Annotated in this window: 26 protein-coding genes; 14 read left to right on the top strand and 12 right to left on the bottom strand. The window is 68.6% G+C overall.

The features are described from left to right. The first annotated feature begins 23 nt into the window (after positions 1 to 23). The 3 genes from J2X63_RS14675 to J2X63_RS14665 all read left to right on the top strand — a co-directional run bounded on the left by J2X63_RS14675 (position 24) and on the right by J2X63_RS14665 (position 3574). Complete coding sequence (locus J2X63_RS14675) at positions 24 to 2411, top strand: excinuclease ABC subunit UvrA (protein WP_309978545.1); 2388 nt, start codon at positions 24 to 26, stop codon at positions 2409 to 2411. Between the two features lie 96 nt (positions 2412 to 2507). Next, a complete protein-coding gene (locus J2X63_RS14670) occupies positions 2508 to 2909 on the top strand; it encodes a metalloregulator ArsR/SmtB family transcription factor (protein ID WP_309978543.1) in 402 nt (133 codons plus the stop codon). Then, positions 2909 to 3574, top strand: coding sequence for an SRPBCC domain-containing protein (locus J2X63_RS14665; RefSeq protein WP_309978542.1), 666 nt, complete (start codon positions 2909 to 2911; stop codon positions 3572 to 3574). Before J2X63_RS14670 ends, J2X63_RS14665 begins: the two co-directional genes overlap by 1 nt. Before the next feature lie 183 nt (positions 3575 to 3757). Here the strand turns inward: J2X63_RS14665 and J2X63_RS14660 are convergent, their stop codons facing one another. Further along, positions 3758 to 4195, bottom strand: coding sequence for a VOC family protein (locus tag J2X63_RS14660; RefSeq protein ID WP_309978541.1), 438 nt, complete (start codon positions 4193 to 4195; stop codon positions 3758 to 3760). Between the two features lie 283 nt (positions 4196 to 4478). Here J2X63_RS14660 and helR point away from each other — a divergent pair, with 283 nt between their 5' ends. Then, entirely contained in the window at positions 4479 to 6632 is a 2154-nt protein-coding gene (gene helR / locus J2X63_RS14655; protein ID WP_309978539.1) for an RNA polymerase recycling motor ATPase HelR, read from the top strand. A gap of 8 nt (positions 6633 to 6640) precedes the next feature. On the opposite strand, the gene J2X63_RS14650 is transcribed toward helR, so the two are convergent. Continuing rightward, positions 6641 to 7006: a hypothetical protein gene (locus J2X63_RS14650; protein ID WP_309978537.1), complete on the bottom strand. Its 366-nt coding sequence runs from the start codon at positions 7004 to 7006 to the stop codon at positions 6641 to 6643. 67 nt (positions 7007 to 7073) lie between these two features. On the opposite strand from J2X63_RS14650, the gene J2X63_RS14645 reads away from it, so the two are divergent. Continuing rightward, positions 7074 to 7838, top strand: coding sequence for an SDR family oxidoreductase (locus J2X63_RS14645; RefSeq protein ID WP_309978535.1), 765 nt, complete (start codon positions 7074 to 7076; stop codon positions 7836 to 7838). 24 nt (positions 7839 to 7862) lie between these two features. Here the strand turns inward: J2X63_RS14645 and dhaM are convergent, their stop codons facing one another. From dhaM to dhaK, 3 genes are read right to left on the bottom strand one after another with little or no spacing between them, the layout of a single operon-like run. Continuing rightward, the gene (gene dhaM, locus J2X63_RS14640; RefSeq protein WP_309978533.1) at positions 7863 to 8567 is read right to left on the bottom strand and encodes a dihydroxyacetone kinase phosphoryl donor subunit DhaM; all 705 of its coding nucleotides are present in this window, start codon (positions 8565 to 8567) and stop codon (positions 7863 to 7865) included. A gap of 1 nt (position 8568) precedes the next feature. After that, complete coding sequence (dhaL, locus tag J2X63_RS14635) at positions 8569 to 9216, bottom strand: dihydroxyacetone kinase subunit DhaL (RefSeq protein ID WP_309978531.1); 648 nt, start codon at positions 9214 to 9216, stop codon at positions 8569 to 8571. A gap of 10 nt (positions 9217 to 9226) precedes the next feature. Then, complete coding sequence (dhaK, locus tag J2X63_RS14630; RefSeq protein ID WP_309978529.1) at positions 9227 to 10228, bottom strand: dihydroxyacetone kinase subunit DhaK; 1002 nt, start codon at positions 10226 to 10228, stop codon at positions 9227 to 9229. A gap of 265 nt (positions 10229 to 10493) precedes the next feature. Between dhaK and J2X63_RS14625 the strand changes: the two genes are divergently transcribed. Continuing rightward, on the top strand, positions 10494 to 11219 hold the full coding sequence (locus J2X63_RS14625) for an MIP/aquaporin family protein (RefSeq protein WP_235934314.1): 726 nt from the start codon (positions 10494 to 10496) through the stop codon (positions 11217 to 11219). 107 nt (positions 11220 to 11326) lie between these two features. Further along, positions 11327 to 12841, top strand: coding sequence for a glycerol kinase GlpK (gene glpK, locus J2X63_RS14620; protein WP_309978527.1), 1515 nt, complete (start codon positions 11327 to 11329; stop codon positions 12839 to 12841). Between the two features lie 99 nt (positions 12842 to 12940). Here glpK and trpD read toward each other — a convergent pair whose 3' ends face one another. Further along, the gene (gene trpD, locus J2X63_RS14615) at positions 12941 to 13993 is read right to left on the bottom strand and encodes an anthranilate phosphoribosyltransferase (RefSeq protein ID WP_309978525.1); all 1053 of its coding nucleotides are present in this window, start codon (positions 13991 to 13993) and stop codon (positions 12941 to 12943) included. A gap of 130 nt (positions 13994 to 14123) precedes the next feature. Here trpD and J2X63_RS14610 point away from each other — a divergent pair, with 130 nt between their 5' ends. The 6 genes from J2X63_RS14610 to J2X63_RS14585 all read left to right on the top strand — a co-directional run bounded on the left by J2X63_RS14610 (position 14124) and on the right by J2X63_RS14585 (position 19949). Continuing rightward, entirely contained in the window at positions 14124 to 14762 is a 639-nt protein-coding gene (locus J2X63_RS14610) for a heme-copper oxidase subunit III (protein ID WP_309978523.1), read from the top strand. Positions 14763 to 14811: 49 nt separating this feature from the next. Next, positions 14812 to 15603: a cytochrome c gene (locus tag J2X63_RS14605; protein ID WP_309978521.1), complete on the top strand. Its 792-nt coding sequence runs from the start codon at positions 14812 to 14814 to the stop codon at positions 15601 to 15603. Positions 15604 to 15636: 33 nt separating this feature from the next. Further along, positions 15637 to 16713, top strand: a complete 1077-nt coding sequence (locus tag J2X63_RS14600; protein ID WP_309978519.1) for a Rieske 2Fe-2S domain-containing protein — start codon at positions 15637 to 15639, stop codon at positions 16711 to 16713. Then, positions 16710 to 18317 carry a cytochrome bc complex cytochrome b subunit gene (locus J2X63_RS14595; protein WP_396133161.1) on the top strand — a complete coding sequence of 536 codons (1608 nt, stop codon included), beginning with the start codon at positions 16710 to 16712 and terminating at the stop codon, positions 18315 to 18317. Before J2X63_RS14600 ends, J2X63_RS14595 begins: the two co-directional genes overlap by 4 nt. A gap of 34 nt (positions 18318 to 18351) precedes the next feature. Further along, a complete protein-coding gene (locus J2X63_RS14590; protein ID WP_396133160.1) occupies positions 18352 to 19212 on the top strand; it encodes a putative RNA methyltransferase in 861 nt (286 codons plus the stop codon). A 74-nt stretch (positions 19213 to 19286) separates the two neighbouring features. Beyond that, a complete protein-coding gene (locus tag J2X63_RS14585) occupies positions 19287 to 19949 on the top strand; it encodes a methyltransferase domain-containing protein (protein WP_309978516.1) in 663 nt (220 codons plus the stop codon). A gap of 72 nt (positions 19950 to 20021) precedes the next feature. Here J2X63_RS14585 and J2X63_RS14580 read toward each other — a convergent pair whose 3' ends face one another. From J2X63_RS14580 to J2X63_RS14560, 5 genes are all read right to left on the bottom strand, one after another. Continuing rightward, complete coding sequence (locus J2X63_RS14580; RefSeq protein ID WP_309978514.1) at positions 20022 to 20444, bottom strand: cytochrome c oxidase subunit 4; 423 nt, start codon at positions 20442 to 20444, stop codon at positions 20022 to 20024. Then, positions 20445 to 22181, bottom strand: coding sequence for a cytochrome c oxidase subunit I (ctaD, locus tag J2X63_RS14575; RefSeq protein WP_309978512.1), 1737 nt, complete (start codon positions 22179 to 22181; stop codon positions 20445 to 20447). After that, entirely contained in the window at positions 22178 to 23080 is a 903-nt protein-coding gene (gene coxB, locus J2X63_RS14570) for a cytochrome c oxidase subunit II (RefSeq protein ID WP_309978510.1), read from the bottom strand. Before coxB ends, ctaD begins: the two co-directional genes overlap by 4 nt. A 199-nt stretch (positions 23081 to 23279) precedes the next feature. After that, on the bottom strand, positions 23280 to 23630 hold the full coding sequence (erpA, locus tag J2X63_RS14565) for an iron-sulfur cluster insertion protein ErpA (protein WP_309978508.1): 351 nt from the start codon (positions 23628 to 23630) through the stop codon (positions 23280 to 23282). A gap of 79 nt (positions 23631 to 23709) precedes the next feature. Beyond that, positions 23710 to 25137, bottom strand: coding sequence for a dipeptidase (locus tag J2X63_RS14560; protein ID WP_309978506.1), 1428 nt, complete (start codon positions 25135 to 25137; stop codon positions 23710 to 23712). A 37-nt stretch (positions 25138 to 25174) separates the two neighbouring features. On the opposite strand from J2X63_RS14560, the gene J2X63_RS14555 reads away from it, so the two are divergent. Continuing rightward, complete coding sequence (locus J2X63_RS14555) at positions 25175 to 25759, top strand: DUF3043 domain-containing protein (protein ID WP_309978504.1); 585 nt, start codon at positions 25175 to 25177, stop codon at positions 25757 to 25759. Positions 25760 to 25795: 36 nt separating this feature from the next. On the opposite strand, the gene J2X63_RS14550 is transcribed toward J2X63_RS14555, so the two are convergent. Further along, on the bottom strand, positions 25796 to 26947 hold the full coding sequence (locus J2X63_RS14550; RefSeq protein WP_309978502.1) for an alkaline phosphatase family protein: 1152 nt from the start codon (positions 26945 to 26947) through the stop codon (positions 25796 to 25798). Positions 26948 to 26990: the final 43 nt, after the last annotated feature.

Genomic DNA, 26990 nt, shown 5'->3' with positions numbered 1-26990 from the left:
GTGCGCCCGGCGGAGGGAGACAGATGAGCACGACGACCGTGACGCACGCCAGTGACAGCGAGGCGCGCGTCGCCGACAGCCACGACCTGATCCGGGTGCAGGGCGCCCGGGTGAACAACCTGAAGGACGTGAGCGTCGAGATCCCGAAGCGCCGCCTGACCGTGTTCACGGGGGTGTCGGGCTCAGGCAAGAGCTCCCTCGTGTTCGGCACGATCGCCGCCGAGTCCCAGCGCATGATCAACGAGACCTACAGCGCATTCGTGCAGGGCTTCATGCCGACGCTCTCACGCCCCGACGTCGACGTGCTGGAAGGGCTCACCACGGCCATCATCGTCGACCAGGAGCGCATGGGCGCGAATGCGCGCTCCACGGTCGGGACCGTCACCGACGCCAACGCGATGCTGCGCATCCTCTTCAGTCGACTCGGCCAGCCGCACATCGGGTCGCCGCAGGCGTTCTCGTTCAACATCCCGAGTGTGCAGGGCAGCGGTGCGATCACCATCGACCGTGGTCAGAGCACGACCGTCTCACGCGACTTCAGCCAGATCGGCGGCATGTGCCCGCGGTGCGAGGGCATGGGCACGGTCTCCGACATCGACCTCACGCAGATCTACGACGACACGAAGTCGCTCGCCGGGGGAGCGATCACCGTTCCCGGCTACACGGCCGACGGCTGGTCGGTGCGCATCTTCTCGGAGTCCGGGTTCTTCGACCCCGACAAGCCGATCCGCGACTACACCGAGTCCGAGCTGCACGACTTCCTCTACCGCGAGCCGGGCAAGGTGAAGGTCAACGGCATCAACCTCACCTACGAGGGACTCGTCTCGAAGCTGCAGAAGTCGATGCTGTCGAAGGACGTCGACGCGATGCAGCCGCACATCCGCGCGTTCGTCCAGCGGGCCGTGACCTTCACCGCCTGTCCCGAGTGCGGCGGCACCCGGCTCAGCGAGGGAGCGCGCAGGTCGAAGATCGACGGCATCAGCATCGCGGATGCCTGTGCGATGCAGATCAGCGACCTCGCCACCTGGGTGCGCGGCCTCGACGAGCCCTCGGTCGCGCCGCTCCTCGCCGGACTGCAGCAGAACCTCGACTCGTTCGTGGACATCGGCCTCGGCTACCTCTCGCTCGACCGGCCCTCGGGCACGCTGTCGGGCGGCGAGGCGCAGCGCACGAAGATGATCCGCCATCTCGGGTCGTCGCTGACGGATGTCACCTACGTGTTCGACGAGCCCACGATCGGCCTGCACCCGCACGACATCCAACGGATGAACCGACTCCTGCAGCAGCTTCGCGACAAGGGCAACACCGTGCTGGTCGTGGAGCACAAGCCCGAGGCGATCGCGATCGCCGATCACGTCGTCGACCTCGGTCCGCGCGCTGGGTCCGCCGGAGGAGAGATCGTCTTCGAGGGCACGGTGGACGACCTGCGGGCGAGTGACACGCTCACGGGGCGGCACCTCGACGACCGGGCGTCGCTCAAAGGGGAGGTGCGAACGCCGAACGGCGCATTGGAGATTCGCGGCGCCTTGGAGAACAACCTCCAGGACGTCGACGTGGATGTCCCGTTGGGCGTGCTCGTCGTCGTGACGGGGGTGGCCGGATCGGGTAAGAGCTCGCTCATCCACGGGTCGGTGGCAGGGCGCGACGGCGTCGTCTCCATCGACCAAGGCGCGATCCGCGGGTCTCGTCGCAGCAACCCGGCCACGTACACCGGCCTGCTCGAGCCGATCCGCAAGGCGTTCGCGAAGGCCAACGGCGTCAAGCCGGCGCTGTTCAGCGCGAACTCCGAGGGCGCCTGCCCGAACTGCAACGGGGCCGGCGTCATCTACACGGACCTCGGCATGATGGCCACGGTCGAATCACCATGCGAGGTCTGCGAGGGACGGCGCTTCGACACCTCCGTGCTCGAATACAAGCTCGGCGGTCGCGACATCAGCGAGGTCCTCGGCATGTCCGTCGCCGACGCCGAGTCGTTCTTCAGCGCGGGGGAGTCGCGCCTGCCGGCGGCGCACGCGATCCTGGAACGGCTCGTCGACGTCGGGCTCGGCTACCTCACCATCGGCCAGCCGCTGACGACCCTGTCGGGCGGTGAGCGCCAACGGCTCAAGCTGGCGACGCACATGGCGGAACAGGGCGGCGTCTACGTGCTCGACGAGCCGACGACGGGGCTGCACCTGGCCGACGTCGAGCAACTGCTCGGACTCCTCGACCGGCTCGTCGATGCGGGCAAATCCGTGATCGTCATCGAGCATCATCAGGCTGTCATGGCCCACGCCGATTGGATCATCGACCTCGGGCCGGGAGCCGGTCACGACGGCGGTCGCATCGTGTTCGAGGGCACTCCGGCCGAGCTCGTCGCGGCGCGCTCGACGCTCACGGGCCAGCACCTGGCAACGTACGTCGGCTCCTGACGAGCGGGCGGTCGCTCGCCCGGATGGCGCGGCCAGCTCATGTCGCCTACCAAATTCAGCCTTGACTTATATAAGCACTGACGCAAGAATCGACGCATGCACGCGCTCGATGTCCTGGGGGACCCGGTTCGCCGCCGCATCCTCGAGTTGCTCGCCGACGGCGAGGCCCCGGCCGGCCGCATCGGCGCGACGATCAGCGAAGAGTTCGGCATCAGCCAGCCGGCGGTGTCGCAGCACCTTCGGGTGCTGCGCGAACAGGGCTTCGCCACCGTCCGGGCAGACGGCACCCGACGCCTCTACGCCGTCGATGCAGGCGGGCTCCAGCAGGTGAAGACCTGGCTGAGTCCGTTCGAGCGGTACTGGCGCGGCCCGTTGGCGGCCCTCGGAACGGAACTCGCCCGCGGCAGACGCGAGCAACGCATGGCCGGCGGAGACCCCGGGGCGAGTGACGCCGGGGATCCACGCGATCCAGCACCACCACGAGATGAGGAGCAATGATGGTTGACGTTCGTTCACAGGTCGAGGCCGTGACCCGCACCCTGCGCACCGACACGGTCGACGGTGCGGCATCGCGGATCCAGACGATCGCCCAGGACTATCCCGCCGGCATCGATGACGTCTGGAAGGCGACCACCACAGCCGATCGGATCGCACGCTGGTTCCTGCCCGTCTCGGGCGACCTTCAGCTCGGTGGTCGGTACCAGCTCACGCGCAACGCGAGCGGCGAGGTCCTCGAGTGCACGCCGCCCTCCGACGGAAGTGCGAGCTATCGCGTCACGTGGGAGTTCGCCGGCAGCGTCTCCTGGGTGACCGTCCGGCTCACGTCGCTCGGATCGGACCGCACCCGGTTCGAGCTCGATCATGTCGCACGAGCCGCCGACCTGCCGGCCGGCATGTGGGAGACGTACGGGCCGGGTGCCACGGGCGTCGGCTGGGATCAGGCGCTGCTCGGCCTGGCATTGCACCTCGGCGCGCTGGACGGCCGGATCTCACCCGAGGAGGGCGAGCAGTGGGCGCTGTCCGCCGAGGGCAGCATGTTCAGCCGAGCCGCGGCGGACCGCTGGGCCGACGCGCACGTCGCCGACGGCGCAGATCCCGACGACGCTGCTCGCGCGGCTGACGCGACGTTCGCGTTCTACACCGGGCAGACGCTTGGTGCCTGACGGGAAGCGGCCGTCGCGACGAGCCCGGCCATTGCGTCCGGCTCGTCAGCCCTTCCAACAGGCATTGCCGTGCGCCGATAATGCACATTATGTCGGTTTGACTTTCGCGGCCTCGGTTTTCTCTCACGACCGCGAGAGCCGACGTGGAGTGCCCGCTCCCCTGAGAGCCGGGCCGCGAGGGCGTCAGTTCTTCTTCAGCTCCTGGGCGAGCATCACGAGAATGCCGCTCGGACCGCGCAGGTACGTGAGCTTGTAGACATCCTGGTACGTGGCCACGCCGCGCAGCGGGTGGCAGCCGTGTCGCGCGGCGATCGCCAGCGCCTCGTCGAGGTCGTCGACGGAGAAGGCGACGCGATGCATGCCGATCTCGTTCGGACGTGTCGGCTCCGTCTCGATCGCCTCGGGATGGAGATACTCGAAGAGCTCGAGTTGGCCATGACCGTCGGGCGTGTTGAGCACGGCGATCTTGGCGTGATTGCCATCGAGGCCCACGGCGGTGTCGGTCCATTCCCCGCTCACTGTGTCCCGGCCGACCACCGTCAGTCCCAGGTCGGTGAAGAAGGCGATGGTCGCCTCGAGGTCGCGCACGGCGATCCCGACATTCTCGAGCTTGATCGGCATGCTTGCATGCTATCGACCCGAACCGACACGCGACTCGAGTCGGCCGGATACGGCTTTCCTGAAAGTTTGCTGAGAAGTACCGGTGCTCCCCCGGCCCTGCCAGGGCGATGGGCACCCGAAGCCCGGCACATGGCACATCGAGCCGGACACACGAACGGGAGGTCGTCTCGACCTCCCGCTTTCAGGATATCGGAGCGAGGGGGCCTTGCCGCAAGGGCCCCCTGATGGCGCACAATGGACGGCCGTCCCGCCGCCCACTCGAGGAGCCGTCCTGACCACCAGCGTGTTCGACCTTCCGCCTAGACTCGCCGACAAGGCGCAGCCCGCCTTGATCGGCGCCGATGAACAGCACTTCGCGGCCATCGCGACGACCTTGGAACGCTCCATCGCCGCCGTCTCGACCAGGCTCGACCGCGTCCGCAAGACAGCGGGAGGTCGAGGGCAGGCTGCGCTGGACCGCGATCTCGAGATCCACCAGCTCGCCGCGCGCTTGCGCACCCTGCGACGCTACGGGCTGGACCTCTGCCTCGGCCGCATGGATCCCGAGGGTGGAGACCCGCTCTACATAGGCCGCCTGGGCCTCGTCGACGAGGACGGGCACCGCCTGCTGCTCGACTGGCGCTCCCCCGCCGCCGAGCCGTTCTTCGGCGCCACGCACGGCGATCCGATGGGACTGGCGAGCCGGCGACGTTACCGCTGGACCCGAGGCCGGATCACCGACTACTGGGACGAGGTGTTCACGATCGACGGGTTCGAGGGCCACCGCGCTGCGCTCGACGACCAGTCCGCGTTCATCGCCTCGCTCGGTGGGACGCGGTCCGACCGCATGCGCGACGTCCTGGCGACCATCCAGGCCGACCAGGACGCCATCATCCGTGCCGGTTCCCGAGGCGCGCTGGTCGTCGACGGGGGGCCGGGCACCGGGAAGACGGTCGTCGCGCTGCACCGAACGGCGTACCTGCTCTACTCCGACCCGCGCCTCGGTCATCGCCGAGGTGGCGTGCTGTTCGTCGGGCCGCACCAGCCCTACCTCGACTACGTCGCCGATGTGCTGCCGAGCCTCGGTGAGGAGGGCGTGCAGACCTGTACTCTGCGGGATCTCGTTCCAGAGGGCCTCGCAGCCGTCGGCGAGCTGGACGCGGCCGTCGCACGGCTCAAGGCCTCGGCACGGTTGGTGGACGCCGTCGCGGCCGCGGTCGCGCACTACGAGCGGCCACCCGCGCGAGGGATGACGGTGGAGACCCCCTGGGCGGACGTCTGGCTGGATCCCGGCGACTGGGCCGAGGCGTTCGACGCCCGAGAACCGGCGACCCCGCACAACGAGGCGCGCGACGAGGTCTGGGAGGCGCTCATCGCGATCCTCATGGACAACCACGACGAGGGCGTCACCGACGCCCGCCTGCGCCGAGCACTCGAACAGAACACCGAACTGCGCTCGGCGTTCACTCGCGCATGGCCGCTGCTCGACCCGGCGGGCGTCGTCGGCGACCTGTGGTCGGTTCCCTCGTATCTGGCGGCATGTGCACCGTGGCTCTCCCCCGTCGAGATCCGGATGCTCCGACGCGACGACGCCCGCGCCTGGACCGTCTCCGACCTGCCGCTGCTCGACGCCGCACGGCAGCGGATCGGAGACCCAGAGGCATCGCTTCGAAGACGTCGCGATGAGGCGGCCCTCGCCTCGCACCGCGAGGTCATGGATCGCGTCGTCGACGACCTCATCGCGGCCGACGACTCCGCATTGGGCGTCATGAAGATGCTCCGCGGGCAGGACGCGCAGCTCACGCTGGTCGACGAGGCGGTGCAGGTGACACGCGATCACGACCTGCTCGCCGGACCGTTCGCGCACATCGTGATCGACGAGGCACAGGAGCTGACGGATGCCGAGTGGCAGATGCTGCTCTCACGCTGCCCGTCCCGCAGCTTCACCATCGTCGGCGACCGAGCGCAGGCCCGGCACGGCTTCACCGAGAGTTGGCGGCAACGCCTCGAGCGGGTGGGCATCAAACGGATCGACCTCGCGAGCCTGAGCATCAACTACCGCACGCCCGAGGAGGTGATGGCCGAGGCCGCGCCGGTCATCCGCGCCGTCCTTCCCGACGCCAATGTGCCGACCTCGATCCGCAGCAGCGGGCTCCCGGTGCTGCACGGCGCGGTTGCCGAACTCGACGCCATCCTCGCGTCGTGGCTGGCCGCCCACGACGACGGCATCGCGTGCGTGATCGCGAGGGACGATGCGCACCTCCACGCGATCGGCATCTCGGCCGAAGCCGCCACCCGGATTCGCCGACTCACGCCCGAACTGACGAAGGGACTGGAGTTCGACCTGGTGGTCCTGCTCGAGCCCGATGGGTTCGGTGACGGCATCGAAGGCGCCGTCGACCACTACGTCGCCATGACGAGGGCGACGCAGCAGCTCGTCCTGCTCTCCCCCGGCTGAGCGGTTCCTCAGAGCTGCTCGGCGCGTTCCTCCCGGACGTCGCGTTCGCGGGCCTCGCGCTCCTCGTACTTCTCCAGTCGCCGCCCGCTGGCCGGCATGCCGAGTTCGTTGAGCGGCCCCTCGACCTCGTGCTCGGGCAGGCGTTCATCCGTCGGGCAGAGCAGCACGGTGTTCGCGGTCGAGTGGTCGATGACATGCTCGAACATCGGGCGCCCGCAGAGCGGGCACGGCTTCTGGTCCTCTGGCATCGCGGATGACTCCTCGTCGGCGGGCATGAGCGGCGAAACGAACGCGGGCCCGAGGACCCGGTCGACGCGATCGAAGAACCTGGTGAACGAATTGCCCTGTGGCGGGCTCGCCTCCTCGCGTGCCATGCGCCCGATGGTACGCCCGCTGGTCACACCGGCGCCAGACCCGTCCCGCGCGTCATAGTCTGGGCGAATGCAGACGGATGCCCCTCGCCGCCCGGTCACGATCGTCACGGGGGCCAGTCGTGGCATCGGTGCCGCGATCGCCGAGCGCCTCGCACGTGAGGGCCACGACCTCGTGCTGACCTACCGCGACCGCGAGGAGGATGCCGCCGAGGTCGGGCGCGCATGCGAGGCATCCGGCTCGCGGGTGCTGCTCCTGCAGGCCGACCTGGCCGACCTCGATGCGGCCGCGACCGTGGTGCCGGCGGCCGTCGAGCGGTTCGGCACCGTGACCGGGCTCGTCAACAACGCCGGGATCACTGGCCTGATCGGCGGATTCCTCGATGCGTCCATCGAGGAGTCCGAGCTGGTGTTCCGGGTCAACGTACTGGCGCCGATCGTGCTCACGCGCGCGGCGATCGCCCACATGGCGACGGACCGCGGTGGTGCGGGCGGGTGCATCGTGAACATCTCCTCGGGCGCGGCGACCACCGGATCGCCGAACACCTATATCCCCTACGCGATGAGCAAGGCGGCGCTCAACGTGCTGACGATGGGAGCGTCGAAGGAGTTCGGGCCGGTCGGGGTGCGCGTCAACACCGTGTCGCCCGGCACGACACGCACCGAGATCCACGCAGCGGCCGGCCGCCCGAACGCCCCCGACGAGCGTGCCCCCGGCATCCCGATGCGCCGACCGGGCGAGGCACACGAGGTCGCCGGGGCGGTCGCCTACCTGTTCGCTCCGGACGCCTCCTACACGTCGGGCGCCGACATTCGCGTCGCCGGCGGCAACTGACCACTCGTCGTCAGCGACGACCGGTCACGCCTCGCCGAAGCCCGACTCCGCCAAGGCGGCGATGGCGTCGACGGCCTCCCGGCCCGCAGGGTCGTCGCTCGCGATCTCGACGGTCGCGCCCTTCGTGAGGCCGAGCGACATGATGCCGAGGAGGCTCTTCGCGTCGGTGCCGTTCACGGTGACCCGTTGCGGGAACGTGCTCGCCAGCTTCACGAGCTCGGCAGCGGGGCGCGCATGGAGGCCGTCGGCATTCACCAGGGTCACCGTGCGCTGCACCCTGGATGCCTCACCGCCGCCGTCAGCCGGCGCCACCGTGTCGCCGCCGTGCACGGAAGGCCCGCCGCGCGCGGACTCCGCCGCCGCGACCACCTGGTCGAGAGGGTCGCCGGCTTCGGCGGCGACCGCGGCCGCCACCCCGCCCTCGACGAGCGGGGCGTCGACGATCCGCACCCGGGCGCGCGCGTCGTCGTCGAGGAAGTCGAGTGCCGTCTCCGCCGTGAGGATCGCCGATCCCAGGTCGCACAGGACGACGACGCCGTCACCGGCATCCGCTGCGCCGATGCCCGCGCTCACGAGGTCGAAGCTGGTGCCGATGCGTCCGTCATCGGTGCCGCCTGCGGCGACGAGTGCCGCGCTCGGGGCCATCTGGCGGGCGAGCTCGACGAGGCCGTCGGCGATGCGCGCGGAATGCGAGACGAAGACGACGCCGACCTTGCCGGGTGTCCCCACCTCAGGCTCCCGCGGCCGTCGACGCGGTGTCGGCGGCGGCCCTGAGCAGCAGCGCCGTGGACTGCGCCCCGGGATCGCGGTGACCGGCGGAACGCTCCCCCAGGTAGCTGGCACGCCCCTTGCGGGCGACGAGCGGCTCCGTTGCGACGGCACCGGCCTCAGCGGCCTCGGCCGCGGCGGCGAACACGGCCGCGGCATCCGCGCCGTTGCCCGCAGCCGACTCCGCGGCGTCGACCGCAGGCGTCCAGGCGTCGATCATGGTCTTGTCGCCCGGTTCCGCCTTGCCGCGGAGCACGATCCCGTCTCGGGCCGCCGCGAGGACGGCGGCGACGGCGGCACCGTCGAGCGTCGCGTCGGAGCCCGCCGCCACGGCGCCCTTCAGGTAGGCGGTGCCGTAGAGCGGACCAGCCGCCCCGCCGACCGTCGAGATGAGCGTCGTCGCGACGAGCTTCAGGACGTCACCCGGGGTGGAGCCGGCGGGCAGGTCGTCGAGTTTGGGCAGGACCGCCTGGAAGCCGCGATCCATGTTCTCCCCGTGGTCGCCGTCGCCGATCTCGCGGTCGAGCGTGAGCAGTTCGACGCGATGCTCGGAGATGACCTCGGCGCTTCGCCTGACCCACTCCACCGCCCAGGTGCTGTCCAGACCCACGGATGCCTCCCTATCGTGCCCAGCGGAGCGCCGCGGTCTGCACCGGGTCGTCCCACAGCCTGATCATCTCGTCGTCGAGCTTGAGGAGCGTGAGCGACATGCCCTGCATCTCGAGCGACGTGATGTAGTTGCCGACCAGCGATCGAGCGATCTCGATGCCGCGTTCCTCGAGCACCTCGGCGGCCCTGCGGTAGGCGAGGTAAAGCTCCACGAGCGGCGTGCCGCCCATGCCGTTCACGAACAGCAGCACCCGGTCGCCCGAGGCGTACGGCAGGTCTTCGAGGATCGGCTCGATGAGGCGGTCCACCAACTGGTCGGCGGGCTCGAGCTTGATCCGCTCTCGACCCGGCTCGCCGTGGATGCCGATGCCGATCTCGATCTCGTCCTCCGCGAGCTGGAAGCTGGGTTCACCGGCGTGGGGAACGATGCACGGGGTGAGCGCCAGCCCCATCGAACGTGCGTTCGCGTTCACCCGCTCGGCGATCTCGGCGACCTCGTCCAGCGAGTCGCCGCGTTCGGCGGCCGCGCCGGCGATCTTCTCGACGAGCACGGTGCCGGCGACGCCGCGACGCCCGGCGGTGTACAGCGAGTCCTTCACTGCGACGTCGTCGTTGGTCACCACCGCGCGGACGGTGATGCCGTCGGCCGCCGCCAGGTCGGCGGCGGTCTCGAAGTTCAACACGTCGCCGGTGTAGTTCTTCACGATGTGCAGCACGCCGGCGCCACCGTCGACGGCCTTCGTCGCGGCGAGGATCGGGTCGGGCGTGGGCGAGGTGAACACGGCGCCGGGCACTGCGGCATCCAGCATGCCGAAGCCCACGTAGCCGGCGTGCAGGGGCTCGTGCCCGCTGCCGCCGCCGCTCACGATGCCGACCTTGCCGGCGATCGGCGCGTCGGCGCGCACCACGTGGATCGGGTCCATCTCCACGCGCACGAGATCGGCGTGCGCCAGTCCGAAACCGGCGACGGACTCGTCGACGACACGCTTCGGATCGTTGATGATCTTCTTCACGAGCATCCCTTCACCATGGCTGTCGCACGCCACGCGACCGTGCATCGGCGCCGACGCAGCACTCGCGACTCAACCTACGCCCCTCGGGGTCGCCGTGGTAGGAGCATCCGCAAATCCAGCGCGCCCATTCCGCGCGGTGCATGGCCTGAGTATGGTGGGCAGTGTTCCGCCCCTGGGCGAAGCCCTCGGGGCCAAGCGAAAAGGATGGAAGGTCGACGTGGACAATCTCGGAATATTGTTCCTCTCGGAACTCGTGGGCACCGCGATGCTGGTGCTCCTCGGCTGCGGTGTCGTGGCCAACGTCGCCCTCGCGAAGACGAAGGGCTTCAACGGCGGGTTCCTCATGGTGACGTTCGGCTGGGGCTTCGCGGTCTTCGCCGGCGTGATCGTCGCCTACGCCTCCGGCGCGCACATCAACCCGGCAGTGACGCTGGGCCTCGTCGCGAACGGTGCGACCGAATTCGGCAACGCCGCGCTCGACCTCACGGTTCCGGTCAACTTCCTCTCCGTCATCGCCTACATCGGTGCCCAGCTGATCGGCGCCATCATCGGTGCCGTCATCGTCTGGCTCGCCTACAAGCAGCACTTCGATGAGGAGCCCGACCCGGCGCCCAAGCTCGGCACCTTCTCGACGGGCCCCGGCATCCGCAACTACGCATGGAACCTGGTCACCGAGATCATCGGCACGTTCGTCCTGGTCTTCGTCGTGATCGGCTTCGGCCGACAGGGCGATCCCTCCGGACTCGCCTCGCTCGGTGCGCTGCCGGTCGCCCTCCTCGTGGTCGGCATCGGCGTCTCGCTCGGTGGCCCGACCGGATACGCGATCAACCCGGCCCGTGACCTCGGGCCCCGGCTCGCCCACGCGTTCCTCCCCATCAGGGGCAAGGGCGCCTCCGACTGGTCCTACTCGTGGGTTCCGGTCGTGGGCCCGATCATCGGCGGCGTCCTGGCCGGCTGGGCGGCGCTCTGGCTGCTGCCGATCATCACCTGACCATCCGGCGGGGCCGGTCCGAACGGGCCGGCCTCTCCGTCTTTCGCACGCAACAGGCCCCCTCGGCATGCGTGCCCTCGGGGCATCCGCACAATTGAGAGGAAGTCATGGCCGACTACATCCTGGCGATCGACCAGGGAACGACGAGCACCCGCACGATCATCTTCGACAAGAAGGGGTCGATCGTCGCCACCGGACAGCTCGAGCACGAGCAGATCTTCCCCAGGGCAGGGTGGGTCGAGCACGACCCGCTGGAGATCTGGCGCAACACGCGCGAGGTGATCGGCCAGGCCCTCGGCAAGGCCGACCTCACCCGCCATGACATCGCTGCCGTGGGCATCACCAACCAGCGCGAGACGGCCGTGGTGTGGGACAAGAACACCGGCCAGCCGGTCTACAACGCCATCGTCTGGCAGGACACCCGCACCCAGCCCATCGTCGACCGCCTCGCCGCCGACGGCGGGGTCGAGCGGTTCAAGCAGGATGTCGGCCTGCCGCTCGCCACCTACTTCTCGGGCACGAAGATCGTCTGGATCCTCGAGAACGTCGACGGCGCGCGCGAGAAGGCCGAGGCCGGCGACCTGCTCTTCGGCACCACCGACAGCTGGGTGCTCTGGAACCTCACCGGCGGCGTCGACGGCGGCGTGCACGCCACAGATGTCACCAACGCCAGTCGCACGATGTTCATGGACCTCGAGACGCTCAGCTGGCGCGACGACATCCTCGCCGCGTTCGGCGTGCCGAAGTCCATGATGCCGGCGATCAAGTCGTCGTCCGAGGTCTACGGCACCGTCGAGCCGTCGAGCCTCCTCCGCGAGGTCCCCGTCGCCGGCATCCTGGGCGACCAGCAGGCCGCGACGTTCGGCCAGGCGGCGTTCGACGCCGGGGAGTCGAAGAACACCTACGGCACCGGCAACTTCCTCATCTTCAACACCGACACCGAGGTCGTGCACTCGAAGAACGGGCTGCTCACCACGCTGGGCTACAAGCTCGGCGACGGGCCGGCGCACTATGCCCTCGAGGGGTCGATCGCCGTGACCGGATCGCTGATCCAATGGCTGCGCGACAACCTGGGCCTGATCTCGAGCGCGGCAGAGGTGGAGGATCTCGCCAAGACGGTGGAGGACAACGGCGGCGCGTACTTCGTGCCCGCGTTCTCGGGTCTCTTCGCGCCGTACTGGCGCTCGGATGCCCGCGGGGCACTCGTCGGACTCACCCGCTACGTGAACAAGGGCCACATCGCCCGGGCCGCGCTCGAGGCGACGGCGTTCCAGACCCGCGAGGTGCTCGAGGCCGTCAACGCCGACTCCGGGGTGGACCTGACCGAGCTGAAGGTCGACGGCGGCATGATCGCGAACAACACGCTCATGCAGTTCCAGGCCGACATCCTGGGCGTTCCGGTCGTGCGTCCGGTCGTCGCCGAGACGACCGCCCTCGGCGCCGCGTACGCCGCGGGACTGGCCGTGGGGTTCTGGTCCGACCTCGACGAGCTCCGCGCGAACTGGCAAGAGGACTCCCGGTGGGAGCCCAAGATGGAGGCCGAGGAGCGCGACCGTCAGATCCGGCTCTGGAAGAAGGCCGTCACGAAGACCTTCGACTGGGTCGACGACGACGTGCGCTGATCACCTGACGACAGGCCCCGCGACCTCCGCGGGGCCTGTCGCATGCCCGGCCGCTGTCGTACGCCGGGTTCGCATCACGCTGGCCCGAGTTCAGCGGAGTCAGCGCCTCGTGGCGGCGATCCACTCCTCGAGCTTGCGCGCTGCCGCGCCGCTGTCGATCGCCTCCTCGGCCACTGCCATCTTGTCGCGGAAGCGGTCCAGGATCGCCCGCTGGAACTCGGTCGGGTCCTTCGCGAGCGCGAACGACACCAAACCTGCCGCGGCGTTCAGCACGACGATGTCGCGTACGGGTCCGCGTTCCCCCGCGAGGACCCGATGCACGATCTCGGCATTGTGCGCGGCATCGCCGCCGACGAGCTGGTCGATACGCGCGCGCTGGATGCCGAGGTCGCGCGGGTCGAGGTCGTGCTCCTTCACGGTGCCGAGCGAGACCTCCCACATGTGCGAGTGGCCGGTCGTCGTCAGCTCGTCGAGCCCATCGTCGCCTCGGAAGACGAGCGCGGTCGCGCCGCGGGTCTGGAACACGCCCACGATGAGCGGCACCCGATCGAGGTGGGCGACTCCGACGGCGGATGCCTCGGGGCGTGCGGGATTGCACAGCGGACCGAGGAAGTTGAACACCGTGGGCACGCCGAGTTCGGCCCGCACGGGCCCCGCGTGCTTGAAGCCCGGGTGGAACGCGCCGGCGAAGGCGAACGTGATGCCCGCCTCCCCCAGCACCTCGGCGACGCGCTCCGCCGGGAGGGCGAGGTCGAGGCCCAGCGCCGCGAGCACGTCGGACGAGCCCGACGAGGAGCTCGCCGCACGGTTGCCGTGCTTGATCACGGGCACTCCGGATGCCGCGGCGACGACGGACGCCATCGTCGAGACGTTGACCGTGCCGAAGCGGTCGCCGCCCGTGCCGACGATGTCGAGGGCCATGGGGTCGACCGGCAGCGGGATGGCGTGCTCGAGGACGGCATCGCGGAAGCCGACGATCTCGTCGACCGTCTCCCCCTTGACCCGGAGGGCGATCAGGAAGCCGGCGAGTTGGGCCTGGGTCGCGGTGCCCGTCATGACCTGCTCCATGCACCACGCGGCATCCGACACGCTGAGGTCCTCGCCGTCGAGGAGCGCGGAGATGATGGAGGGCCAGGTCTGTTCGGCGGGCATGGCTCGATCCTAGCGAGGGGGTTCAGGGCGGATTCACGGCATGAACCCATCGGAAGTTAGGTTTCCCTTACCGTTCGACGTCGAAACGAACGCCGAGGTCGACGAAAACTCACGCTTGATTTCAGCCATAATGGGGAGCGTGACGAGCACCTCAATCACTTATCAGGCGAGCGCGCCCGTGATCAAGCGACCGAACACCGTTGCGGTGGGCACGATCGTCTGGCTCGGCAGCGAGGTCATGTTCTTCGCGGGGCTCTTCGCGATCTACTTCACGCTGCGGTCGACGTCGCCCGACCTGTGGAACTTCGAGGCCGATCGCCTCAACTTCCCGTTCGCGCTGACGAACACGATCATCCTCGTGCTCTCCTCCTTCACGTGCCAGTTCGGCGTCTTCGCCGCCGAGCGCCTGCAGCCCTATGCCACCGGCTGGAAGCCGACGCAGTGGGGCATGGTCGAGTGGTTCTTCCTCACCTATGCCATGGGCGCCACCTTCGTCGCCGGCCAGATCTGGGAGTACGCCACGCTCGTCTCCGAGGGAATCGCGCTCGACTCGAACTCCTACGGCTCGGCGTTCTACCTCACCACCGGCTTCCACGGCCTGCACGTCACGGGTGGCCTGATCGCGTTCCTCCTCGTCATCGGCCGCGTCTTCGCCGTGAAGAACTTCGGCCACAAGGAGGCGACCAGCGCGATCGTCGTCTCCTACTACTGGCACTTCGTCGATGTCGTCTGGATCGGCCTGTTCCTCGTCATCTACGTCCTCAAATAGAGACAGCAGGAGCTTCACGAACAGCATGCCCGCGAACAGGAAGAAACTGATGAACCGCTCGAAGCGACGCACCGGACGCCGGCACCCGCTCGCCACCGTCGCCCTGCTGGCGCTCGGACTCGTCTTCACCGGCGGGGCGTACGCGGCGCTGAGCACGGGCACCGCCCAGGCCGAGGCCGAGCCGACGTCGCAGGCGACGATCGAAGAGGGCAAGAAGCTCTTCCAGGCCAACTGCGCCACCTGCCACGGCCTCGAGGCACAGGGCACCAACACCGGGCCGAGCCTCATCGGCGTCGGTGCGGCAGCGGTCGACTTCCAGGTCGGCACCGGCCGCATGCCGATGCAGATGCAGGGTCCGCAGGCGCAGCAGAAGCCGCCGCAGTTCGAGGACGAGCAGGTCAAGCAGCTCGCCTACTACGTCGCGTCGCTCGGCCCCGGCCCCGACATCCCCGCCGATCACCTCGTCAACGGCGGCGGCGACGCGGCCAACGGCGCCGAGCTGTTCCGCATCAACTGCGCGATGTGCCACAACGTGGCCGGCGCCGGCGGCGCGCTCACCGAGGGCAAGTTCGCTCCTCCGCTCACCGACGTCTCGGGCGTGCACATCTACGAGGCCATGGTCACCGGCCCCCAGAACATGCCCGTCTTCAACGACCTGAACATCTCGCCGGAAGACAAGCGCGACGTCATCACCTACCTCAAGTACGTGCAGGACAACCGCTCCCCCGGCGGCTTCGAGCTCGGCTCGCTCGGCCCGGTCGCCGAGGGCCTGTTCATCTGGATCTTCGGTCTCGGCGCGATCGTCGCGATCACCGTGTGGATCACGGCGAAATCCAACTAGCGCCCGGCACCGAATACCTCAAGAAGGAGAACCATGGCACAGGACGACCACAGCGGCGCTGATCTCGCCGTTGCCGACTCGTCGCACGCCGCGCACGAACCAGCCGTTTCGCCGGGCACCGCGATCGTCACCACAGACGGGTTCCAGAACCCCGGCTTCCCGCCGCACCGTCCGCGCGTCACCGACGAGGACCCGGCGCGCGAGAAGCGTGCGAGCCGCACGGTCTACACGCTCTTCTACCTGTCGATCGTCGGCAGCGTCTGGGCCGTGGCGGCCTACATGCTGTTCCCCATCGAGTCCAACGACGTCGGCGCGGTTCGACTGAACAACATGTTCATCGGCCTCGGTGCCACGCTCGCCCTCCTGGGGCTCGGCTTCGGCATCGTGCACTGGGGCAAGTCGATCATGGCCGACGTCGAGCTCGCCGATGAGCGGCACCCGGTCGGCGGTTCCCCTGAGACGCAGGCGGCCGCCGTCAAGGTCTTCACCGATGCAGACCGCGAGTCCGGCTTCACCCGTCGATCGGTGATCCGCAACAGCCTCATCGGCGCGCTCATCGCGTTCCCGCTGCCCGCGGTCGTGCTCTTCCGCGGCTTCGCACCCCAAGACCAGCTTCCCGTCGAACTGCTCAGCCACACCATGTGGGCCAAGGGCACGCGTCTCACGCTCGACCCGTCGGGCGTGCCGATCAAGGCCGCCGACATCACGATCGGCAGCGCGTTCCACGTCATCCCCGAGGGCCTGGCGGAGCTGGAGCACGGAAAGCTGGAGGAGAAGGCCAAGGCGGCCGTCCTCCTCATGCGCCTCGAGCCGAGTGAGCTCAACCAGGCGCCGGATCGGGAGTCATGGTCGTACGACGGCATCGTCGCCTACTCCAAGATCTGCACGCACGTCGGATGCCCCGTGGCCCTGTACGAGCAGCACACGCATCACCTGCTGTGCCCGTGCCACCAGTCGCAGTTCGACGTGGCCAACCACTGCGAGGTCATCTTCGGCCCCGCCAAGCGCCCGCTGCCGCAGCTTCCGATCGCCGTCGACGATGAGGGCTACCTCATCGCCCAGAGCGACTTCAACGAACCCGTCGGCCCGAGTTTCTGGGAGCGCAGTTGAGTACCATCACCTCTCGCGACGACACGCAGAAGCGGTCGTTCACGGCTGCGGCCTCGACCTACGTCAACGACCGCACCAGCCTCGCCGGCTTCGTCAAGGAGCTCGGTCGCAAGGCCTTCCCCGACCACTGGTCGTTCCTCCTCGGCGAGGTCGCGCTCTTCAGCTTCGTCGTCATCCTCATCACCGGCACCTTCCTGACGTTCTTCTTCCAGGCGTCGATGGCCGAGGTCCAGTACGACGGCTCGTACGTACCGCTCAAGGGCGTCGAGATGTCGGTGGCGATGGCGTCGACCCTCGACATCTCGTTCGACATCCGCGGCGGCCTGTTCGTGCGCCAGATGCACCACTGGGCGGCGCTCCTCTTCGTGGCCTCGATCGGCCTGCACATGCTGCGCATCTTCTTCACGGGTGCGTTCCGCAAGCCGCGCGAGCTCAACTGGGTGATCGGCTTCACGATGTTCATCCTCGCGATGGGCGAGGGCTTCACCGGGTACTCCCTCCCCGACGACCTGCTCTCGGGCAACGGCCTGCGGATCATCGACGGCCTGATCAAGGGCATCCCGGTGATCGGAACGTGGACCTCGTTCCTGCTCTTCGGCGGCGAGTTCCCCGGCACGGCGATCGTCGGACGCCTGTACACGCTGCACATCCTGCTGCTGCCGGCCATCCTCGTCGCGCTCATCGCCATCCACCTCGTCTTCGTCGTCGTGCACAAGCACACGCAGTACGCCGCACCCGGCAAGACGCAGCAGAACGCGGTCGGCCCGCCCATCCTGCCGATCTATGCGGCGAAGGCCGGCGGATTCTTCTTCATCATCTTCGGCGTGCTCGCGCTCATCGCCTCGATGTTCACGATCAACCCGATCTGGAGCTACGGGCCCTACGATCCCTCGCCGGTTTCGGCGGGCACCCAGCCCGACTGGTACATCGGCTTCGCCGACGGCGCGCTGCGTCTCATCCCGCCGGGCTGGGAGTTCGTGTGGCTCGACCGCACCTGGTCGTTCAACATCCTCGTCCCGCTCATCGCGATCGGCATCTTCATCGTCCTCGTGCTGGCCTATCCCTTCATCGAGGCCTGGGTCACCGGCGACAAGCGCGAGCACCACATCGCGGACCGGCCCCGCAATGCCCCGACTCGCACCGCGATCGGCGCTGCCGGCGTCACGTTCTACGCCGGCCTCTGGGCCGCGGCGAGCTCGGACATCCTCGCGACGCACTTCGCACTGACGATGGAGGGGGTCATCCACGCCCTCCAGGCCGTCGTGATCATCGGGCCGTTCGTCGCGTACTTCATCACGAAGCGCGTGTGCATCGCGTTGCAGAAGAAGGATCGCGAGATCGTCCTCCACGGGTACGAATCGGGCCGCATCGTGAAGCTGCCCGGTGGCGAGTTCATCGAGGTCCACCAGCCGCTCGACGAGTACGACCGCTGGCGCCTCGTGAGCTACGACGCGTACCAGCCGCTCATGCTGCGGCCGAACGCGCGTGGCAAGATCACGGTCGGCCAGAAGCTCCGTGCGGGTATGTCGCGTTGGTTCTTCGAGGACCGCATCGCACCGGTCACCCGGGGCGAGCTCGAGGCATCGCACTCGACGCATCACTGAGTCACGGCTTCAGACGGAATCGGGCACCGGGCCCATGTCGATCGATTCGACGTGGCTCCGGTGCCCGAACTGTTTCCGTGACCTCGCCGCCGTGGACGAACGGGTCTACGGGTGCACTGCAGGCCACCGTTTCGACCGCGCCAAGCACGGCTACTTGACGCTCCTGCCTCCACGTGCGCCGAGAACCCTCGGTGACGACCGCGAGATGCTCGCGGCGCGGGCCTCGTTGCTCGACGGCGGTGCCTACTCCCCCATCTCCGACGCGGTGATCGAGGCCGGCCGGGTCGATTCCACGGTCTCGAGTGACCCTTCGATGCGCATCGCCGACCTCGCCTGCGGCACCGGCTACTACTCTGGTGCCCTCGCGCGTTCGGTTCCAAGTGCACGTCTGCTCCTGGCCGACCGCTCCCCCGACGCCGTTCGCATGAGCCTGCGGTCGACCCCCGACGCAACCGGCATCGTCCTCGACCTGTGGAGTCCGCTGCCGATCCGGGACGGCGTGGTCGACGTCGCGCTCAACGTGTTCGGTCCGCGCAACCCGGCCGAGTTCGCACGCGTGCTCGCGCCCCATGGGCGCCTCGTGGTGGTGGTGCCGCGCCCCGGTCACCTCGCCGAACTCCGACGAGACGGCCAGATGCTCGACGTGCCGGCCGGTAAGGCCGAGCAGGTGGTGAACCAGTTCGCGCCCCATGGCCTCGGCCTGACCGTATCGACGACGATCGAGTACGCGCTTCGAACCGATCCGCCCATGCGTCGGCTCCTCGTCGGCATGGGGCCCTCTGCTCGCCATGCGACGACGTCGACGACGACCGATGCTGGACTCGACCAGCCGATCGATGTCACGATCTCGGTCGATATCCTGGTCTTCGGACGCACGACCGCATCGACCGGCTGACTGGTCCGGGAGGCACGGTATCGTGATGGCGTTGCGGCGGCGACAACACCGAGCGATCGACTCATACTGTTCCCATGGACGAGTGCTGCGGTCCGACCGACCCGAGTGGCTATGATGCGGTCTTCGATGCGAGATTCGCCGAGAAGCGGGCGCGTCGGTACCGTCGGAACGGCCTCACGCCCAGTGAGCGGCAGCTCGTCGAGTTCCTCGCCTCTACCGGCACCGGACTGAGCGGCCGAACGGTGCTCGAGGTGGGTGGGGGTGTCGGCGAGGTGCAACTGGAACTCCTCGCCCGCGGCGCCGCCCACACGACGAATCTCGAGCTGTCCGCCGCATACGAGGCTGAGGCGGCCCGGTTGATCGAGGAGGCCGGAGTGGGCGGCCGAGTCGACCGCATCCTCGGCATCGATCTCGCCGCGTCGCCCGAAGCCGTCGAGCGAGCCGATGTGGTGGTACTGCATCGTGTGGTGTGCTGCTATCCGGACGTCCAGCGGTTGCTGGGTGCAGCGGCAGATCGTGCGCGCAGAACGATCGTCTTCTCGTATCCGCCGCGCACCGTCCTGACGCGAGCGACGGTGGCCATCGGCAACCTCATGGTCCGGGTATCGGGGCGGAGCTACCGCGGCTATGTGCATTCGCCTCACCTCATGGTCGACGTCGTCCGTTCCCACGGCCTCGAACCCACCTACCGCCATCGTGGTGCGGCCTGGTGCGTCCTCGGTGCCGTGCGGGGCTGACGTCCGGCGAGAGGGCATGCGCGAAGCCCCGGCGCCTTGGCGCCGGGGCTTCAGAGACGTGCGGAGCTGGACTCAGCGCGCGAAGTTACCGCGGTAGTACTCGAAGACCCAACCCACCAGGGCGATCACCACGATCGGCACGGCGATGAATGCGATCCAGAATCCGATGGCGAGACCGAGGAAGCCGAGGGCCGCACCGGCCGCGAGCACCATGGGCCACCAGCTCCACGGGCTGAAGAAGCCCAGCTCGGGGTCGCCGTCGTCGATGTTGGCATCGAGACGGTCCTCGGGAAGCTCAGCCCCCTGCGCCTTGTGCACCCGTCCGAGGTAGAACGCGATGAAGGCGGCCAGGACGGTCGTGAGCGACAACGCGACGGTTCCCGCCCACTCCACACCGGGGTCGTTGCCGTCGATGCTGGTCCAGACGCTGTAGAGGATCGCCGAGAAGGCGAAGAAGCCCGCCAGGATCCAGAACAGAATGGCGTTCGCGCGCATTTACTTGACTTCCTTCGTCGCTGCGTCGTAGACCGGTGCTTCAGGTGCGTCCTTCGCCGGACCGATGCCCACAGGGATCCCGGCTTCGGGGTGGTTCAGGTCGAACGCGGGTGCCTCGGAGCGGATGCGCGGGATGGACGTGAAGTTGTGGCGCGGCGGCGGGCAGCTCGTGGCCCACTCGAGCGAGCGGCCGTAGCCCCACGGGTCGTTCACGGTGACCTTCGGCGCGCGACGTGCGGTGAGGTACACGTTGAGGAAGAACGGGATCATCGAGACGGCCAGGATGCCGGCGCCGATGGTCGACAGCTGGTTCATCCAGGTGATGTTGTCCTCGGGGAGGTACGAGTAGTACCGGCGAGGCATGGCCACGACGCCCAGCCAGTGCTGGATGAGGAACGTGGTGTGGAAGCCGATGAACAGCAGCCAGAAGTGCCACTTGCCCAGCGTCTCGTTGAGCATCTTGCCGGTCCACTTCGGCCACCAGAAGTAGAAGCCGGCGAACATCGCGAACACCACGGTGCCGAACACGACGTAGTGGAAGTGGGCGACGACGAAGTAGGTGTCGGAGACGGCGAAGTCGAGCGGCGGCGATGCGAGGATGACGCCGGTCAGTCCACCGAACACGAAGGTGATCAGGAACCCGATCGACCACACGAGCGGCGTCTCGAAGGTGATCGAACCACGCCACATGGTGCCGATCCAGTTGAAGATCTTCACGCCGGTGGGCACCGCGATGAGCATGGTCATCAGTGCGAAGAACGGCAGCAGCACGGAGCCGGTGACGTACATGTGGTGGGCCCAGACCGTGACCGACAGCGCAGCGATCGCGATCGTCGCGTAGATGAGGGTCTTGTAGCCGAAGATCGGCTTGCGGCTGAACACCGGGAAGATCTCCGACACGATGCCGAAGAACGGCAGCGCGATGATGTACACCTCTGGGTGCCCGAAGAACCAGAACAGGTGCTGCCACAGGATGACGCCGCCGTTGGCCGGATCGTAGATGTGGGCGTCGAAGACCCGGTCGGCGCCGGCCGCCAGGATCGCGGCGGCGAGCACCGGGAAGGCCATCAGCACGAGGATCGAGGTGACGAGTGTGTTCCACGTGAAGATCGGCATGCGGAACATGGTCATGCCGGGCGCGCGCATGGTGATGATCGTGGTGATGAAGTTCACGGCGCCGAGGATGGTGCCGAAGCCCGAGAGGCCGAGACCCAGCATCCACAGATTGCCGCCGATGCCTGGCGAGAACGTCGTCGACGCGAGCGGTTGGTAGGCGAACCACCCGAACGAGGCGGCGCCCTGCGGCGTGAAGAAGCCGGCGACCGCCATGAGCGAGCCGAAGTTGAACAGCCAGTACGCGAAGGCGTTGAGGCGCGGGAACGCGACGTCGGGCGCGCCGATCTGCAGCGGCATGAGCACGTTCGCGAACCCGGCGAAGAGCGGCGTCGCGAACATGAGCAGCATGATCGTGCCGTGCATCGTGAACAGCTGGTTGTACTGCTCGCGGGTCTGGACGATCTCGAGGCCGGGCTCGAAGAGCTGCGCGCGGATGATGAGCGCCATCACGCCGCCGATGCAGAAGTAGATGAACGCGGTGATCAGGTACAGGTACCCGATGACCTTGTGGTCGGTGGAGGTGATCCACCGAACGAGGATGTTGCCCTTGCGTTCGACCTTCGAAGCGCCGAACGGCAGGCTGCTCGACTGAGGGCGAGCCGGTGCGGTCGTGGTGCTCATTCGGACTGGGTCTCCTCTTGCAGCTTGGGCGTGCCCGTGCCGGGCAGGTTCTGGTTGCGGTCGTACTCGTCGGAGAGCTGACCCTCCTGGCCGAGGTCGCGCAGCGACTCGATGTACTGCTCATACTCGGACTCGGAGACGACCTCGACGTTGAAGAGCATGAGCGAGTGGTACTCGCCGCAGAGCTCCGCGCACTTGCCCTCGTACGTGCCCTCACGCTCGGGGACGAATGACATGTAGTTCGTCTTGCCCGGGAACATGTCCTTCTTGTAGAGGAAGTCCACGACCCAGAACGAGTGGATCACGTCGCGCGACTGGAGCTCGATCTCGACGTTCTTGCCGACGGGCAGGTAGAGCGTGGGCAGTTCGGACTGCACGAGCGAGCCCTTCGCACCCTCGTCGGAGAGCTGGCCCTGGATGCCGGGCGAGTACACGTCTTCGTTGACGTAGTTGAAGTCCCACGCCCACTGCTTGGCGATGACCTCGACCTTGACGTCGATGTCGTCCTCCGCGAAGCGCTGCTCGATGATCGCCTGGTCGCGCGCCGTGAAGGCGAAGAAGCCGAGCACGAGGATCAGCGGCACGATCGTGTAGAACACCTCGATCGGCATGTTGTAGCGCAGCTGGACCGGGAGTCCGGTCTGGCCCTTGCGGCGGCGATAGGCGATGACCGCCCAGATGGTGAGGCCCCAGGTGATGACGCCGACGACGAGCAGCACGATCCATGACGTGACCCAGAGGCCCGACACGAGCTCGGTGTGGTTCGTGACCGGCGGCTGACCGGCTTCGAATCCCGGGAGGAATCCGTTCAGCTGCGCCTCGGTGCATCCTGCGAGGACGAGGCTGAGCGACGCTGCGATCGGGATTGCAGCCCATCGGAGACGGCGATTGTGGCGCACCGGTGACCTTTCGGGAGACTCGAAGGCGCTTCTCAGCGAAGCGCGGTGATCAAGACCTAGCCTACTCCGAACCTGCTGCCCGGGTGTGCACGCGGGGCTCCGATCGAGCACGTCGCGACGCGGATTCCCATCTCGATCGGCGGAAAAAACGAAGGGAGGCCGCCTCGGCGACCTCCCTTCGGAGTGTGACGGGCTGCGCTCAGTGGAACGAGTCCCCGCACGCGCAGCTGCCCTGGGCGTTGGGGTTGTCGATCGTGAAGCCCTGCTTCTGGATGGTGTCCTCGAAGTCGATGGAGGCCCCGTCGAGGTAGGGCACGCTCATCTTGTCCACCACGACCTCGACGCCCGAGTAATCGACCACCGCGTCGCCGTCGAGGAGACGCTCGTCGAAGTACAGCTGGTAGATGAGGCCGGAGCAACCGCCGGGCTGCACCGCGACGCGGAGGCGCAGGTCATCGCGTCCCTCCTGCTCGAGGAGGCTGCGCACCTTGTCGGCGGCGGGGTCGCTCAGCTTCACGCCGTGCGCGGTCTCGGTGATCGTGTCGCTCATGTCTCTCCTCGGTGCGTCGGAAACGCGGGAACCTTCCTCAATGGTAACCGCGGAACCGGAGTGCGCGTCCGGTCTTTGCTCAGGAAGTCGTGGTCCGGTCCTCGAGGCGCGCGAGGAACAGCGCCTCGCTGAGCAGGGCGCGCTTGAACACCCCGAGGTGCAGCGACTCGTTGGGGCTGTGGGCGCGGGAGTCGGGATCCTCGACGCCGGTCACGAGGATCTGCGCTCCGGGGAACTCCTCGACGAGCTCGGCGATGAACGGGATCGAGCCCCCTACGCCGATCTCGACCGGCTCGCGACCCCAGCCCGCGGCCATCGCCGCCCGCGTCTCGGCGACCGCCCAGCCGCTCGTGTCGACGAGGAACGGTTGCCCCGTGTCGACGTCCTCGAAGGTGAGGCGCGCGCCGAACGGGGCATTCGCCTCGAGGTGCGTACGAATCGCCTCGAACGCCTCGTCGGCGTCCTGACCGGGAGCGATGCGCGCGCTGACGCGCACGCGCACTCCCGGGACCAGCGTGTTGGAGGCGTTCGCGACATCCGGGGCATCGATGCCCGTGATCGTGACCGCCGGCTGCGCCCAGATGCGCGACAGGATCGTGCCGTGGCCGATCGGTGAGACGCCGTCGAGCAGTCCGGTCTCGCGGCGCAGTTGGTCCTCGTCGTACGCAGGCGTCTCGAGGTCGGCGCTGCGGACGCCCGCCACGGCCACCGACCCGTCGGGGGCCCAGAGGGTGTCGAGGGTGCGGATGGCCGCGAGCATGGCGTCGGGCACCGCTCCCCCGTACATGCCGGAGTGCGACGCGTGGTCGAGGGTGTCGAAGCGCACGTTGAATGCGACGGCGCCCCTGAGCGCGACCGTGATCGCGGGCGTCTCGAGGTCCCAGTTGCCGGAGTCGGCCACGATGATGGCATCGGCGCTGAGGAGATCGCGGTTCTCGCGGAGGAAGTTCGCGAACGACCGCGACGCCCACTCCTCCTCGCCCTCGACGAACACGGCGATGCCGAGATCGAAGTCGCCGGATGCCTCGGCGAACGCGCGGATGGCGCCGACATGGGCCATCACGCCCGCCTTGTCGTCGGCCGCGCCGCGTCCGTGCAGGCGATCGCCCCGCTGCGTGGGCTCGAACGGAGGGGTCTCCCAGTCCTCGTCCTTGCCGGGAGGTTGCACGTCGTGGTGGGCGTAGAGGAGCACGGTGGGCCGGCCGTTGCGCGCCGGACGGCTGGCGACAACCGCCGGCTGGCCGAGCTCGGATCCGTCCTCGACCGCCGCCCGGCGCACCTCGACCAGGTCGAAGACGCCGGTGCCGCGCAGGAGTGCTGCGACCGCCTCGGCGCTCTCGGCCACGTGGGCCGCGTCGAACGCCGGCCACGACACGGATGGGATGCGGACCAGGCCGGCGAGGTCGGCGACGGCGGCCGGGAATCCGGCGTCCACGGCCGCGCGGATGGCCTCGGACGTCTCGGGGGCGGGAACGACGTCGGATTCGGTGAGTCGGGGGTCGGTCATGCCGGTAATCTTAAGGGCAACCGAACCGAGGACTCCCGTGGCAAAGCAACCGAACAGCAGCGACCAGCCGAGCGTCGAGACGCTCGAAGAGACCCAGGCCCGGGTGAAGGCCGGCAAGGGTGCGCCCACGCCGAGCCGCGCCGAGCAGGAGGCCGCACGCAAGCGACCGCTCGTCCCCAACGACCGCAAGGAAGCGGCGAAGCAGGCCCGCGCCCAGCAGTCCGAGGCGCGCGAGCGCGCCCGGGTCGGCATGGCCCTCGGCGACGACCGCTACCTGCCCGCACGCGACCGCGGACCGCAGAAGAAGTTCGTGCGCGACTACGTCGACGCCCGGTTCAGCATCGGCGAGGTGCTCATCCCGGTGATGTTCCTCGTGATCCTCCTGACGCTGATCCCGAGCGCCCAGGTGCAGACCATCGGCATCCTCGCGCTCTGGGCGTTCTTCCTCATCGCCGTCGTCGACGTCGTGATCCTCGGATACGTCGTCACGCGCAAGGTGCAAGCCAAGTTCGGCGCGGACAAGGCGGAGCGCGTGCGCTGGTACGCGGCGATGCGTGCGCTGCAGCTTCGTCCGCTGCGGCTTCCGAAGCCGCAGGTCAAGCGCGGGCAGTACCCGTCCTGACGCGAATGCGCACACGTTCGCGAACGGCCACACGGCTCAGTCCGCTCGCGCGTACGCTCCGGCCCTGATCAGCGGCACCCGGGTCTCCTCGTCGCTGAGCGAGCCGTGCTGGCCGATCATCGACTCCGCCTGCCGATTCGATTCCCGCCGGTCGTAGTACGCGATGCCCGCCCGGGCGATCACGAGCAGGTCGCCGATGCGGGGCCGCACCTCGTCGGCGACGTCGCCGTACATGCCCGCGGCGATCGCCTCCTCACGCGTGACGACCCACGCGCGATGCTCCTCGGCGGCACGCCACCGGTCGACGAGCTCCGCGCGAGCCGCAGCGTCGAGGCCGGGCTCGAGGTAGAGCGAGAGGAACCGGGGCTCACCGCCGACGTGTCGCACGCCGTCGACGAGCCCGGGCTTCGCGTCGATGAACACGTGCCGGTGGGCTGGCACGTCGATCACGCCGTGGTCGGCGGTGACGAGCAGGCCCGTGCCACGCGGCATCCGTCGCTCGAAGGCGGACAGCTCGGCGTCGAGCTGCTCGAGGATGCCGAGCCAGCGGTCCGACTCCCAGCCGTGCGCATGGGCCGCCTGGTCGAGTTCGGGAACGTAGAGGTAGACGAGCGCACCCGCATCCCCCTCGAGCAGCGTGCGCGCCTCGGCGAACCGGTCGGCGATCGTCGCGGCCGCCCGGTACTCCGCTCCGCGCAGCACGGCCCTGGTGAAGCCCGAGTCGGCGTAACGGGCCGCGCCGACGGCGAAGCTCCGGATGCCGCGCCCTGCGGCCTCCTCGAAGCGGGTCGCCGAGCGCTGCCAGGTCTCGGGGACCATGCCGGCGTCCCAGCCACTCAGCTGGTTGACGAGGCGATCGTGGGCGGCGTCGAGCACCCGGTAGCCCACGAGCCCGTGCTCGCCCGGCATCCGGCCGGTGGTGAAGCTCGCGATCGCCGCGGCGGTCGTGGACGGCACCACCGTGCGGATGACGTCGCGCCGCGACATCCGCCCCGCCAGGAAGCGGGCGTGCCCGGCCCTGGCCTGGATGTTGGCCGCGCCGAGCCCGTCGATGAGCACCACGACGGCTCCGGATGCCGCGGGGAGCGCGAACTCGTTCGCCTCCCCCGCCAGGCTCGCGATCGAACTGGCGAGCACCCCGGCAAGCCGCGGAGCTGTGACGGCGGGCACCGGTAGCATGGCAGGCATCGCGCCCAGTCTGGCACAGGCCAGGGCGCGCTCCTCGTTCGCC

The sequence above is a fragment of the Agromyces sp. 3263 genome (assembly GCF_031456545.1).
GTDB lineage: Bacteria > Actinomycetota > Actinomycetes > Actinomycetales > Microbacteriaceae > Agromyces.
This window is presented reverse-complemented; position numbering and strand designations above follow the sequence as displayed.

Coding starts and splice junctions, on each gene's coding strand:
- glpK (WP_309978527.1), top strand. CDS start 11,327: ATGGCCGACTACATCCTGGCGATCGACCAGGGAACGACGAGCACCCGC.
- trpD (WP_309978525.1), bottom strand. CDS start 13,993: ATGCCCGCCGAACAGACCTGGCCCTCCATCATCTCCGCGCTCCTCGAC.
- J2X63_RS14550 (WP_309978502.1), bottom strand. CDS start 26,947: ATGCCTGCCATGCTACCGGTGCCCGCCGTCACAGCTCCGCGGCTTGCC.
- J2X63_RS14675 (WP_309978545.1), top strand. CDS start 24: ATGAGCACGACGACCGTGACGCACGCCAGTGACAGCGAGGCGCGCGTC.
- erpA (WP_309978508.1), bottom strand. CDS start 23,630: ATGAGCGACACGATCACCGAGACCGCGCACGGCGTGAAGCTGAGCGAC.
- J2X63_RS14650 (WP_309978537.1), bottom strand. CDS start 7,006: ATGGCACGCGAGGAGGCGAGCCCGCCACAGGGCAATTCGTTCACCAGG.
- J2X63_RS14660 (WP_309978541.1), bottom strand. CDS start 4,195: ATGCCGATCAAGCTCGAGAATGTCGGGATCGCCGTGCGCGACCTCGAG.
- J2X63_RS14665 (WP_309978542.1), top strand. CDS start 2,909: ATGGTTGACGTTCGTTCACAGGTCGAGGCCGTGACCCGCACCCTGCGC.
- J2X63_RS14590 (WP_396133160.1), top strand. CDS start 18,352: ATGTCGATCGATTCGACGTGGCTCCGGTGCCCGAACTGTTTCCGTGAC.
- J2X63_RS14605 (WP_309978521.1), top strand. CDS start 14,812: ATGAACCGCTCGAAGCGACGCACCGGACGCCGGCACCCGCTCGCCACC.
- J2X63_RS14600 (WP_309978519.1), top strand. CDS start 15,637: ATGGCACAGGACGACCACAGCGGCGCTGATCTCGCCGTTGCCGACTCG.
- J2X63_RS14645 (WP_309978535.1), top strand. CDS start 7,074: ATGCAGACGGATGCCCCTCGCCGCCCGGTCACGATCGTCACGGGGGCC.
- J2X63_RS14670 (WP_309978543.1), top strand. CDS start 2,508: ATGCACGCGCTCGATGTCCTGGGGGACCCGGTTCGCCGCCGCATCCTC.
- J2X63_RS14560 (WP_309978506.1), bottom strand. CDS start 25,137: ATGACCGACCCCCGACTCACCGAATCCGACGTCGTTCCCGCCCCCGAG.
- ctaD (WP_309978512.1), bottom strand. CDS start 22,181: ATGAGCACCACGACCGCACCGGCTCGCCCTCAGTCGAGCAGCCTGCCG.
- J2X63_RS14585 (WP_309978516.1), top strand. CDS start 19,287: ATGGACGAGTGCTGCGGTCCGACCGACCCGAGTGGCTATGATGCGGTC.
- J2X63_RS14580 (WP_309978514.1), bottom strand. CDS start 20,444: ATGCGCGCGAACGCCATTCTGTTCTGGATCCTGGCGGGCTTCTTCGCC.
- J2X63_RS14610 (WP_309978523.1), top strand. CDS start 14,124: ATGGGGAGCGTGACGAGCACCTCAATCACTTATCAGGCGAGCGCGCCC.
- J2X63_RS14625 (WP_235934314.1), top strand. CDS start 10,494: ATGCTGGTGCTCCTCGGCTGCGGTGTCGTGGCCAACGTCGCCCTCGCG.